The 12,653-nt window shown below is 69.6% G+C and carries 9 protein-coding genes; 4 read left to right on the top strand and 5 right to left on the bottom strand.

The annotated features are described in order from the left end of the window. Positions 1-132: 132 nt before the first annotated feature. From ABZ909_RS13860 to ABZ909_RS13850, 3 genes are read left to right on the top strand one after another with little or no spacing between them, the layout of a single operon-like run. Positions 133-1,788, top strand: coding sequence for an aldehyde dehydrogenase family protein (locus tag ABZ909_RS13860; protein WP_356998653.1), 1,656 nt, complete (start codon positions 133-135; stop codon positions 1,786-1,788). After that, positions 1,788-2,618 carry an SDR family oxidoreductase gene (locus ABZ909_RS13855; protein ID WP_356998651.1) on the top strand — a complete coding sequence of 277 codons (831 nt, stop codon included), beginning with the start codon at positions 1,788-1,790 and terminating at the stop codon, positions 2,616-2,618. The genes ABZ909_RS13860 and ABZ909_RS13855 overlap by 1 nt, the downstream gene beginning before the upstream one ends. A gap of 20 nt (positions 2,619-2,638) precedes the next feature. Beyond that, entirely contained in the window at positions 2,639-3,532 is an 894-nt protein-coding gene (locus ABZ909_RS13850; RefSeq protein ID WP_356998648.1) for a PfkB family carbohydrate kinase, read from the top strand. Positions 3,533-3,537: 5 nt separating this feature from the next. Here ABZ909_RS13850 and ABZ909_RS13845 read toward each other — a convergent pair whose 3' ends face one another. Genes ABZ909_RS13845 through ABZ909_RS13835 form a run of 3 tightly spaced genes read right to left on the bottom strand, consistent with a single transcriptional unit; the run spans position 3,538 to position 8,956 of the window. Next, positions 3,538-4,224 (bottom strand): nucleoside/nucleotide kinase family protein, encoded by a 687-nt coding sequence (locus tag ABZ909_RS13845; RefSeq protein ID WP_356998645.1) that lies wholly within the window; start codon positions 4,222-4,224, stop codon positions 3,538-3,540. A 20-nt stretch (positions 4,225-4,244) separates the two neighbouring features. Further along, positions 4,245-6,446 (bottom strand): protein kinase, encoded by a 2,202-nt coding sequence (locus ABZ909_RS13840; RefSeq protein ID WP_356998643.1) that lies wholly within the window; start codon positions 6,444-6,446, stop codon positions 4,245-4,247. Beyond that, positions 6,443-8,956 carry a serine/threonine-protein kinase gene (locus tag ABZ909_RS13835; protein ID WP_356998641.1) on the bottom strand — a complete coding sequence of 838 codons (2,514 nt, stop codon included), beginning with the start codon at positions 8,954-8,956 and terminating at the stop codon, positions 6,443-6,445. Before ABZ909_RS13835 ends, ABZ909_RS13840 begins: the two co-directional genes overlap by 4 nt. A 259-nt stretch (positions 8,957-9,215) precedes the next feature. Between ABZ909_RS13835 and ABZ909_RS13830 the strand changes: the two genes are divergently transcribed. Beyond that, a complete protein-coding gene (locus ABZ909_RS13830) occupies positions 9,216-10,601 on the top strand; it encodes an amidase (RefSeq protein WP_356998639.1) in 1,386 nt (461 codons plus the stop codon). 164 nt (positions 10,602-10,765) lie between these two features. Here the strand turns inward: ABZ909_RS13830 and ABZ909_RS13825 are convergent, their stop codons facing one another. Both ABZ909_RS13825 and hpt read right to left on the bottom strand, forming a co-directional pair. Next, positions 10,766-11,653, bottom strand: a complete 888-nt coding sequence (locus ABZ909_RS13825; protein ID WP_356998636.1) for a LysR substrate-binding domain-containing protein — start codon at positions 11,651-11,653, stop codon at positions 10,766-10,768. Positions 11,654-12,094: 441 nt separating this feature from the next. Continuing rightward, positions 12,095-12,652: a hypoxanthine phosphoribosyltransferase gene (hpt, locus tag ABZ909_RS13820; protein WP_356998633.1), complete on the bottom strand. Its 558-nt coding sequence runs from the start codon at positions 12,650-12,652 to the stop codon at positions 12,095-12,097. Position 12,653: the final 1 nt, after the last annotated feature.

Below are 12,653 nucleotides of genomic sequence, written 5' to 3'. Positions count from 1 at the left end.
AGCACAAAACCGGCCGGAACAATTGACCCGATTGGCCAAGCATGGGCTCACGAAATTGTGTCACGATCATAGTCCAGTGAGCTGGGGCACAGCTCGCCGTCGCAACGTAGCGCACGTGGGGAGAGGCACATCGTGACCAATACCGAACCCGCCGCGGGCACCGCTCGCAAGACCGGGACCCGCAAGCCGGCCGGGACCGCCGTCAAGGCCGCCCCGAAACCGGGAGCCGCCCCGAAACCGGAGGCGGCCCCGGCACCCGCCACCGAACTCGAGGTCCGCAATCCGGCGACCGGCGCACTCGCGGGCACGGTGCCGATCGATTCGGCCGAGACGGTCGCCACCAAGGTCGCCGCCCTGCGCGCGCATCAGCCCGCCTGGGAGGCCCTGGGCCCCGACGGACGCAAGAAATGGCTGCTCGAGCTGCAGGACTGGCTGGTGGACAACACCGATCGCCTGGCCGACGTGCTGCAGTCCGAGACCGGCAAGGCCCGCGTGGACTCGCTCATCGACCCGGCGTTCTCGGTCGACCTGACCGGCTACTACGCCCGCCGCGCCGCGAAATTCCTTGCCGACGAACACCCTTCGCCGCACAGCCCGCTGGCCCGGGTCAAGCAGCTGACCACCGTGTTCCGGCCCTACCAGGTGGTCGGTGTGATCACGCCGTGGAACTTCCCGCTGGCCATGCCGGTCATCGATGTGATCCCGGCGCTGGCCGCGGGCGCTGCGGTCATCCTGAAACCCTCCGAGGTGACACCGCTTTCGGCGGTCGAGCTGGCGCGCGGCTGGCGCGAGATCGGCGCGCCGCCGGTGTTCGAGGTGGTCACCGGCGCGGGCGAGACGGGCGCGGCCGTGGTCGGCACCGCCGACTACATCCAGTTCACCGGTTCCACCGCCACCGGCCGCAAGATCGCCGCGGCCTGCACCGAGCGGATGATCCCGTACAGCCTGGAACTCGGCGGCAAGGACCCGGCCATCGTGCTGGCCGACGCCGACCTGGATCGCGCCGCGCACGGCATCGCCTTCGGCGGGCTCTTCAACGCCGGGCAGGTGTGTATCTCGGTCGAGCGCGTGTACGTGGAAGCGCCTGTCTACGACGAGTTCCTGGCGAAGCTGACCGCCGCCGTCAAAGAGGTCCGCCAGGGCGTGGACGGCCGCCGGCCCGAGTACGACATGGGCGCGCTCGCCAACGAGAATCAGGCGCAGATCGTGCAGCGGCACGTCGAGGAGGCCGTCAAGGCGGGTGCGCGCGTCACGACCGGCGGCAAGCGGACCGGCGTCGGCACCCTCTTCGAGCCGACCGTGCTCGCCGACGTGGACCACACCATGACCTGCATGACCGAGGAGACCTTCGGGCCGACGCTGCCGGTCATGAAGGTGGCCGACGAGGCCGAAGCGATTCGCATGGCCAATGATTCGATCTACGGCCTGTCCGCCTCGGTGTGGTCCGGCGACAAGGATCGCGCGGAACGCGTTGCGCGCCAGCTGAACGCGGGCGCGGTGAACATCAACGACGTGTTCGCGAATATGTTCAGCTTCGCGCTACCCATGGGCGGCTGGGGCCTGTCCGGCACCGGTGCGCGCTGGGGCGGGGCCAACGGCGTGCGCAAGTACTGCCGTCAGCAGGCCATCACCAAGCCGATCCTGCCCACCCAGACCAAAGAGCCGCTGTGGTTCCCGTATTCGCCGGCCAAGCTGACCGTCGCCATGGGCGCCATGCGGGCCGCCGGCACCCGCGGACTGCGGCGGATCAACCTGCCCGCCATCATCAAGACCGTACGGGGGATGTGATGACCGACTTCGGAACGATCGCCGGCAAGGTCGTGGTGATCACCGGCGGTGCACGCGGCATCGGCCTGGCCACCGCGACCGCCCTGCAGGCCCTCGGCGCCAAGATCGCCATCGGCGATATCGACGAGACCACCGTCAAGGAGTCCGGCGCCGCACGGGGTTTCGACGTCTACGACCGGCTGGACGTCACCGACCACCAGTCCTTCGACGCCTTCCTCGACGAGGTGGAGCGCCGCCTCGGCCCGATCGACGTGCTCATCAACAATGCCGGGATCATGCCCACAGGCCGCGTGGTGGACGAACCGGATCAGATCACCCGCCGCATTCTCGACATCAATGTGTACGGCGTGATCCTCGGCTCCAAGCTGGCCATCGGGCGCATGCTGCCGCGCGGGCGCGGACACGTCATCAATATCGCCTCGCTCGCCGGCGAGACCCACATTCCGGGCCTGGCCACCTACAACGCCAGCAAGCACGCGGTGCTGGGCTTCACCGACACCCTACGCGAGGAGTACCGGGGCACCGGGCTGCGCTTCTCCTCGGTGCTGCCGACGCTCACCAAAACCGAACTGGGATCCGGGGTTACGGCGCCCAAGCTGCTGCGCCCGGCCGAACCGGAGGAGATCGCCGACGCCATCACCAAGCTGATCGTGGAGCCGCGCTCCAAGGTCCGGGTCACCACGATGGCGGGCATCATCTCGCAGATGGTGGGTCTGCTGCCGCAGTCGGTGGGCGATGCCATCGGGCGCGCGCTGGGCGCGCAGAGCGCCTTCCTGGACGATGTCGACTCCGACGCGCGCAAGGCCTACGAGCACCGAGTGCGCGAGTAGTTCGCCGTAGGGTCGGCGGCATGGGTAGCAGGAGTGCGGTTTTCGCTGGATTGTCGACACTGGATCTCGCCTATGCCGTCGACCGGTATCCCGCCGAGGACTCCAAGATCCAGGCCGCCGACCTGTTTCTCGGCGCGGGCGGACCGGCCGCCAATGCGGCGGTGACCTACGCCTTCCTGTCCGGCGCGACACCGGCCCTGGTGACCGCGCTGGGCAAACATCCACTGGCGGAACTGATTCGCGGTGATCTGCAGCGGAACGGGGTCACCGCCGTGGACCTCACGCCCGACGGCGATCAGCAGCCGCCGGTGTCCTCGATCATCGTCGCCACCGAGGCGGCCACCCGGACCATCGTGTCGCTGGACGGATCCCAGATCCACCCGGCCCTCGACGAGACGGCGGCCGAGGTGCTCGATACGGCCACGGTACTGCTGGTGGACGGCCACTATCCCGAGCCCGCGTTACGGCTGGCGACGGCGGCGCGGGCGGCGGGCGTGCCGGTGGTGCTGGATGCCGGGCGCTGGCGTCCGGTACACGGCGCGCTGCTGCCGGTCGTCGATATCGCCATCTGCTCGAGTGCCTTCATTCCGCCTGGGGTACAAGCTGATTCGGCCGGTGCGGTGTTCAACTACGTGCACGCGGCAGGACCGCGGCTGGTGGCGATCACCGGTGGCGGTGGCCCGATCCGATACTCGATGCCCGGCGGACACGGCGAGATCCCCGTCCCCGCGGCATCAGCGGTGGACACCCTCGGGGCGGGCGACATCCTGCACGGCGCGTTCTGCCACTTTCACGAGCGTGGCGCGGATTTCCCGGTCGCGCTGCGGCGCGCGGCCGCGGTGGCGACGGCCTCCTGCGGCTTCGCCGGCACTCGGGAGTGGATGCGGCACTTCGATATTCGGACGAATGGATAGCGCGTTCAGTCGATGCGGTAGCCGCGTCCGGCCTTGCGCAGCACCAGATCGGCGCGGGTGCGGGTGGATTCGACGAGCGCGGCATTGCGGAGGTCGCTGGCCGCCACCTTGGTCCGCGCGGCCTCGGGGGTGCGACCGCCGCGAATGTGGCGGCGCAGCAGGCGCTGTTCGATGATCGGGCGCGGCACGTCCAGGTACCAGGTCTCGTCGAGCAGGGGGCGCACGGCCGCCCAGGCCGGGTGGGCGCGGTCGTCGAGCAACAGGTAGTTGCCCTCGGTCACCACGATGGATTGGCGGTCGAACACGACGCCGCCGGGGACCGGTTCGTGGATCTCGCGATCGTAGGTGGGCCAGGACACCGGCGTGCCCGGCGCGGTGTCACGGATGGTGCGCAGCAAAGCCACATAGCCGTCGGTGTCGAAGGTATCGGGTTCGCCCTTGCGATCGAGGAATCCGGCGGCGCGCAGCTGGGCGTTGGTGAGATGGAATCCGTCCATGGGCGCGACTTCGGCGATCGTAGCGCCGGAGGCCAGATTCAGTTCGTCGCGAATGCCGCGGGCGAGGGTGGATTTGCCGGCACCGGGCGGGCCCGTGATACCGAGCAGAAACCGACCGGAGTGCCCGTCGGCGCGGCGGCGAACACGAGCCGCCAACTCCGCCAACGAGGTTTCGACACTGCCACGTATCGCCACCCCTACGAGCCTACGGGGAATCAATGCCCGCCTTCGGGAATGGCACGCACCAGCGCCTGCAGGTCCTCCTCCAACATCCGCGAGAGCCGGTAGGTGACCACGAACGCCAGCACGCCGCCGACGCTGATCAGCCGCAGCGGCACGATCACCAGCGACAGATCGGCGGTCGAGACGAAGGTCACGCTGGCCACCGCCAACAGCGGCACCGATGCGGCCGCGGCGAGATAGAAATTGCTGCGCCGGGCCAGCGCCGACAGCTGCTGCCGATCGGCGGGCCCCACCGAACCGCGCGCCAGCAACTGCGGATACAGCGACCGCACCGCGTACACCATGATCAGGAAGAACGGATAGGCCAGCGCGATGGTCGCGCACACCACCTGCGCGGTGAAGAAGTGCGCGAAGGCATTGTGCGGCAACTGCGCCCCCGTACGGGACAGGGCCAGCGGCCACGCCACCCCGGCGATCAGCCACATGGCGAACGGCACCCACACCGCCCGCTCCCCCATCAGCAGTGTGTCGGCGCGGGCGCGGGCCAGCTGGGCCGGGGTGTACCGATGCCCGCGGGCCAATCGGTAGGAGACGGTCAGCGGCCGCCGCGCCAGCCACAACAGCAGCAGCGCGGCCAGCGGGAAGGCGACCAGATTGTTCACCAGCGCCACCTGCTCGAACCGCTGCTGATCCACCAGCGGCAGCTCATTCACGATGAGACTCTGGTTGATCCGGATGTTGTACCAGCTGGCCACGGCATTCGGCAGGCCCACGCACAGCATCGCGATCGGCACCGGCCAGCCGCGCAACCGGGCCCACAGCGTGTGCGGTGGCGGATCCACCAGGTCCCGCGCCCCCGGATCGAGGCACAGGTTCAACTGCCCGGCCAGCTGGCCGCCGGTCTGCCAGCGACGCGCCGGCTCGGGTCGCAGGCATTCCAGCAGCACCCGCCGCAGCGCGGGCGGGGTGTCGGCGGGCAGGGCGTCCAAGGCCGCCGCGGGCACGCCCGCCATCCGCCGGGTCAGCATGGCCCGCACCGCCCCGGCATCGGTCCCGGTGTCGGCATCGTCGAATGGCAGTGCGCCGGTGAGCATTTCCCACAGCACAAGTCCGAGCGAGTAGATGTCGCCGCGGGTGTCCGGCAGCGGCGCGGCCGGATCCAGCAGCGCGGCCAGCGCCTCGGGCGACCGATACCGCAGCGCCCCAGCATCATTCACGCCCGCGCCGATGAACGACCCACTCCAGTACACCGGCCCCAGCGCGAAATCCGCGAGCTTGGGCACCCCTTCCGCCGTGAAGAGCACATTGCCGGGCCGGATGTCGCGATGCAGCACCCCCTGCCGCAACCCGTAGTCGAGCGCCTCCGCCAGCCGCCGCCCCACCCACGCCACGGTTTCCGGCCAGCTCAGCCCGGCGATCTCCGCCCGCACCCGGGACCCGGCCGGCCGGCTCTCACCCTTGGCCTCCATCGCCGCGTCGATGGCCCGCAGCAGCAGTCCGCCATCGGCGCTGTCGCGTCCGGCCGTCGCGGATTCCTGCCGCAGCCGGGCCAGGACGCCGTCGACGGTGCCGCCGGGCAGATACTGCATGTACAGCAGCCGCAACGGTTTTCCGGTGCTGCCGTCGGCGATCAGGCGCTGGTCGAAGACCCGGACGATGTGCTGGTGGTCGAGCTGCGCGACGGTGTCGGTGTCGCTGTCCACGCCCGCCTCCACCCGCACCGCGACCAGCCGCTGCATGGATCGCTGCCGGGCCAGGAACATGCGGCTGTGTTCGCGGCCACCGAGATCGGTGAGCAGGTCGAAATCCTCGAGGCGGCGGCCGATTCCGATGCCCTCGGGCAGCACGGGCGGCGGGGCCGGCGGGGTGTCGCCGGTGAAGCGGCGGCGGATCTCGGCGGCCGCCTCCGGGTACTCGGCGGTGAAGCTGTCCACGTCCACCGGCCGGAAGCGGCTGCGGGCCAGGTATTCCTGGCATACCAGGTCGGCGAAGTCCGGGCTGGTCCCCACCTCCGGGAATTCCCTGCGGTACTCCGCGAGCCGCTTCTCCATTCCGGCGCGCCGCCAGCGCTGCCGCATGTCCACCCGCACCAGATCGGTGAGGACCGCGAGCCGCACCTCGTGCCCGTCGGGCAGGTAGCCGGCCAGGCTCGGCGGTTCGTGGCGGTCGCCGCGCAGGGTGGATTCCCAGTCGGCAGCGAAGCGCGCGAGAGCTTGCGCCGCGAGTTCGCTCACGGTTCGGTACCCGCGCCGTTTCCGGGCGCCCGCGACGAAGGGGTCGACGACACCACCCGCTCCAGCGCCGCCAGGTCGGCCTCCAGCGCACGGAACATGGCGTAGATCAGGACGAAGGCCGCGATCCCGCCGACGCTGAGCACCCGCACCGCGACGATCACCTGCGGAATGTCTTCCGGCGGGAGGAACGTCACGCCCGCCACCGCCAGCAACGGGACCGACGCCGCGACCGACAGATAGGTGGTGCAGCGGTGGCCCAGCCGGTGCAGCCATACCGCGTCCTCGGCGCTGATGTCGCCGTGCCGCAGGAACATCGGATAGATGCACCGCACCAGATAGAAGGCCACCAGGAAGAACGGATACGCCACGGCGATGGCCCCGCACACCACCAGCGACACTATGAAGTGCACCATGCCGCGGGCCGGTAGGTCGGTGGTCGTCATGCGCAGCGCGAATGGGAAGATGACGCCCGCGATCACCCACAGCGAGAACACCACCAGGGAGATGCGTTCCCCGGCCAGCAGCACGTCCGCGCGGGCTCTGCGGAGCGTCTCCGGGTCGTATTCGCGGCCCAGGCGCACCCCGCGCGGCACAAAGATCAGGGACCGGCACAGATAGGCGATGATGGCCGTCCCGAGCGGGAAGAACACCAGGTTCACCGTGGTCGTGGTGACCGTGAAGGTGTGCATGGCCGACTCGGTGAGATGGTTGATGATGAAGGCCCGGTTGTGCGCGATGTTGTACAGCGACGCCAGCGCGTTCGGCACCACGATGGCCAGCGTGACCAGCGGAATCATCCACGGCCGCAACCGCATCCGCCAGCTGCGCGGTGGCGGGTCGACCAGGTCGCGGGCACGTTCGTCCAGGCACATGTCGAGCTGTTTGGCCAGGATCGCACCGCTGCTCCAGCGCTGTTCGCGGGCGGGCTCCAGACAGCTGAGCAGCACCCGGCGCAGCGCGGCGGGGCAGTCGGGCGGCACCCGGCCGAGGGCGGCGGTGTCGACGCCGCCGCGCCGCCGCGCCAGCATGCCCTCGAGGGTGGTGCGGTCGCCGTGGTCGCCGGGCCCGGCGGTGGTGTCGTCGAAGGGCTTCGCCCCCGTGAGCAGCTCCCACAGCACCACGCCGAGGGAAAAGATGTCGGCGCGGGTGTCCAGGTCGCCGGCGCTGGTGGCGGAGCCGGGATGGCACGCCTCCAGCTGTTCCGGGGACATGTAGGACAGCGAGCCGCCGAAGTACGCGACCGGGCTGGCACTGTCGATATTCCGGCTGAAGCTGATGTTGAAGTCGGCCAGCTTCGGTACCGCCTCGGCGGTGAGCAGCACATTCGCGGGCTTCACGTCCCGGTGCAGGACCCCGTGCCCGTCCGCGTAGTCCAGTGCCTCGGCCAGCCGGCGGCCCAGCCATGCAATGGTTTCCGGCCAGGACAGCCCGGCCAGCTCGGCGCGCACGCTGGAGTCGGTGGGCCGGATCTCGCCCTTTTCCTCCATGGCCGCGTCGACCGCGTCCAGCAGCAGTTGCCCGCTGCGTTGCTCGGGCGGGGTGGCCCGCACCCAGCGCAGCACGCCGAGCAGGGTGCCGCCGGGCAGGAACTGCATGTACAGCAGTCGCAGGCGCCGCCCGGATTCGGTGCGCCGGTCCGACATCAGCCGCTGGTCGAAGACGCGCACGATGTAGTCGTGGTCGAGCTGGGCCAGGGTCTGCGGCTCGGTGCCGTGGTCGGCGGAGATCTTCACCGCCACCAGCCGCTGCAGGGAGCGCTGCCGGGCCAGGAAGACCCGGGCGAACGCCCCGGAACCGAGACTGGTCAGCAGGTCGAAATCATCGATGCGCTGGCCGATTTCGATGCCATCGAGCAGTTCCCCGGTCTCGGGCGTGGTGATCCCGCCGGTAGCCCGAGTGTGCTCGATCGGTGCGCCGACCAGCTGCGAGGGATCCTCGTACAGCGTCACCTCACCCGGTTCGGGCACCCGGGTGGTGTCGCCGTCCGCGGGAAGCCCGGCCCGGGCGGTCACCTCGAGCTGCGTCCGGTCGGAGCGTTCGAGCCCGAAGTCAGCGCGCGTGGACTCGTCCAGCCCGGCCCGCCGCGTGTTCTGGTCCTCGTCGTCGGCATTCAGCAGTTCCCGCAGCTCGGCCGCCTGATACGGATATTCGCGCAGGCAGTCGCGCGGATCCACACGCTCGCCGCTGTGCCGGCGGATGACGAACTCCTCGTACACCAGCCCGGCGGGCAGATCCTGGTCCGCGAGTTCGGGGAATTCGGCGCAGTACTCGCGCAGCCGTTTGGGCGGGGAGACCTCGGTCCCGGCGGGGCGGCGCAGCCAGCGATGGCGGATGTCCACCCGGATGAGCTCGATCAGCGCACCCCGTCGCAGCGTGGTGGCGTCGGGCAGATAGTCGGAGATTCGGGGCGGCGCCGCAGCGGAGTCCCACGCCGCCGTGAAGGCGGCGACCGCACTCGATTCCGTTTTTGCCGAGTAACCACCGGAACGGTGGTCGGAACCAGAAGCCATGTCCGCACCCCTCTGGTTCGGCACGGATGTCGTCGATCCGCACTGTCGATCCGAGGATGTCGTGGATTCTAAGATTGCGACAAAGAACCCGCCACACCCGACACCATCATCCCCGACCGCTAGCCGGAATGATAACTTGCGGCTCACGAGCGGATCACCCGATTTCGACACTAGGCGACGGGGGAAGACCAGCATGTACGACGAGGGCACGGACCTACCGGCTGAAATCGCCACAGCCGGCACCACCGAGGAGGTAGCGGTGGCACGCGCCACGGCCGATTCCGACACCCCATCCGACCGGCCCCCCGTGGACCTGACCACGGCCACCGGCATCGCCGCGGCCGTCCAGAACGGCTCGATCTCCCCCGAGGACGCGGTCGCCGCGGCGCTGGACCGGATTCGCGCCCGCGATCGGAAATTGAACGCCTTCAGTCGCGTTCGCGAGGAAGCGGCCCGCGCCGAGGCCCGGGCGGTGGCCGAACGACCGGACCTGGACATGCTGCCGCTGGCCGGCGTGCCGATCGCGGTGAAGAACAATATCGACGTCGCCGGCGAGGTCACCCGGGCCGGCTCACTGGCCGGTTCCGACACCCCCGCCACCGGCGATCACCCGGTGGTGCGACGGCTGCGGGGCGCGGGCGCGATCGTCGTGGGCCTCACCACGGTTCCCGAATTCGGGCTCTGGGGTGTCACCGACGGCCCGGGCAGCATCACCCGCAATCCGTGGAACACCCGCTACTCCGCGGGCGGCTCGTCGGGTGGTTCCGGTGCGGCGGTCGGCTCCGGCCTGGTCCCGATCGCGCACGGCAATGACGGGCTCGGCTCGGTCCGCATTCCGGCCGCCTGCTGCGGCGTCGTCGGCCTCAAGCCCGGCCGCGGCCTGGTGCCCGCCGAGGTAGGACTGGACTCGTGGGGCGGGATGACCGAGAACGGGGTCCTCGCAACGACGGTCGCGGATACCGCACTCGTGCTCTCGGTGCTCGCCGACCGCCCCGACCTGGCCGATCTGGAGACGCCCTCGACCCTGCGCATCGGCCTGGCCACCGGGATTCCGACGCCACACGGCCGTATCGACCTGGCCTGGACCGCCGCCGCCGACAAGGCCGCCGCGGCCGCCTCCCGGGCGGGCCACATCATCGGCGTCGCCGAACTCCCATACCAGGGCTCGACTTTCGCGCTGCTGCTGCGCTGGCTCGGCAATGCCGCCCGCGAGGCCGCGACCGTCCCGCACCCGGATCGTCTGCAGCGCCGCACCCGCATACACATCGCCCTCGGCAGAGCGGTGCTGAAGTCCGGACTGCTGCGCCCATCTCAGGTCGATCGGGTGGAGGCCCGGCTGCTCGACTACTTCGAGCGCTACGACGTGGTCATCACGCCCACCCTGGCGACCCCCGCCCCGCGCGCCCGCCGCTGGCATTCCCGCCCCTGGCTGGCGAATGTCCTTGCGAACACGAAGTTCTCGCCGTTCACGCCACTGTGGAACCTGGTCGGCTGGCCCGCGCTGTCGCTGCCCATGGGCCTGCACCCTCGCACCGGCACCCCGGTCGCGGCGCAGATCGCGGGCCCGCCCGGCAGCGAGTCGACCATCCTCCGGCTGGCCGCGCAGATCGAGGCCACCCACCCGTGGCAACGGGTCGCTCCCTGAGGACGTCCCGGTACAGGTCCCGGATACAGCACAGCGCCGCGTCACTCGGTGACGCGGCGCTGTTCGTCTGTCTCGTGTTCGGTCTCGATCCCGTACTCCCGGAAGGACCGCGGCAACCTCCGACCCTCTGCCGCCGCCCGCTTCGACCGGGCCGGGGCTGAGGTCTACTGGGCCGCGACCGCTTCCTTCTCGGCGAAGCCGCCGTCGAGCACGCGGACGGCGAACTCGAGGATGGTGGGGCGGTCGTCGTCGGCGCGCCAGGCCACCGCCAGTTCGCAGGGGGCCAGGCCGGTGACCGGGCGGGCGGTGAGGCCGGGCCAGCGGTACATGGGGACATTGTTCTCGGCCAGCAGGCACACGCCCAGGCCGAGGCTGACCGCTTCGAGGCGCTCCTCGGCGGTGGCCGCTTCCGCGCCGATCTTGGCCTGACGGCCGCCGCGGGCGTCCGCACCGAGCCAGAAGTCCCGTGCCGCACCGGCTTCGGCGGGCATGGCGATGAAGGGTTCGTCGATCAGATCGGCAAAGTCGATGTGCTCCTGGCCGGCCAAGGCGTGGTTCTCGGGCAGCAGCACCCAGCGCGGTTCGGTGCGCAGCACCTGCCAGCGGTAGCGGCTGGTGTCGGGCACCGGCAGCCACATGAGCGCGAGGTCGGCCTGGCGGCCGGCCAGCCCGCTGGACGGGTCGGTCCAGGACGCGGAGTGCAGGGCGAGCCGGTGGCCGCTGGCGCTCTCCAGGTCGGTGATCAGGCCGCGCCCGATGGAGGACTGGATGCCGACGCGCAGCACCTCACCGGCCTCCTGCAGGGCGACATTGGTGACTTCCCACAGTTCCAGAATCTTCCGCGCGCCTTCGAGAAGTTCCTTGCCGGCGACGGTCAGGGCCACGCTGCGCTGGTTGCGGTCGAACAGCACGACGTCGAGCTGGCGCTCCAGCTGACGGATCTGTCGTGACAGGGTGGGTTGTGCGATGTGCAGCCGCTGAGCGGCGTTGGTGAAATGCAGTTCCTCAGCGACGGCGACGAAATACCGCAGGTCGCGCAAATGCGGGTCCATAGCCCCTTGCTATCAGAATCGGTCTTGATTTTCCAGCCGTATCCGACCCAAAAGTTTGCAACTGGATCAGAAAACAGCCGTCAGGTTTGTTACAGACAGCATAGGACCCCGTCGAAACATTCTGTTAACCGGACCCGCGAATTCCTGGCCATTCACCAGCACTCCCCCGCCCGCCCCCGAGCGGACACTTGACCAGCAGTTACACATAACACCGGCCTCACGCCCGATTCCCGCGCGAGCCGAGCGCTGACATCCAGCAACGGACACCTTCCCCGGCCCACCCCCCAAACCAGCCGACTTAGTGAGTTTCGTCACATCAATGCCGAAGGCCGCTCCCAGTAACCGGTAGCGGCCTTGGTTTCGATCCTCGAATGGGGTCCGGGGCGAAGCCCTGAAATCTCCAGGATTACGGGGCGAAGCCCCTGAGAGCTACGAGGGTTGTCACTCCCCGCCGTAGACCTTCGGGTTCAGGGTGCCGATGTACGGCAGATCGCGATAGCGCTCGGCGTAGTCGAGGCCGTAACCCACCACGAACTCGTTCGGGATGTCGAAGCCCACGGCCATCACATCCACCTGGGTGCGCAGCGCATCGGGCTTGCGCAGCAGCGTCACCACCTCGAGCGACGCCGGGTTGCGGCTGGACAGGTTGCGCAGCAGCCACGACAGCGTCAGCCCGGAGTCGATGATGTCCTCGACGATCAGCACATTGCGCCCGGCGATGTCCTTGTCCAGGTCCTTCATGATGCGCACCACGCCCGAGGACGAGGTGGAGGATCCGTAGGACGAGACGGCCATGAACTCCATCTGCGTCGGCACGGTGAGCTTCTTGGCCAGGTCGGTCATGAAGAAGATGGCGCCCTTGAGCACGCCCACCAGCAGCAGGTCGCCCTCGGGGGCATCGGCGGGATAGCGCTTGGCGACCAGTTCGGCCAGTTCCTCGACCTTGTCGGCGATCTGTTCCTCGCTGATCAGCACCGACGCGATGTCGTCCCCGTACACG

This window comes from Nocardia sp. NPDC046763 (genome assembly GCF_040645495.1).
GTDB lineage: Bacteria > Actinomycetota > Actinomycetes > Mycobacteriales > Mycobacteriaceae > Nocardia.
The sequence above is the reverse complement of the archived record's forward strand: the minus strand, read 5'-3'. Positions and strand labels throughout refer to the sequence as shown.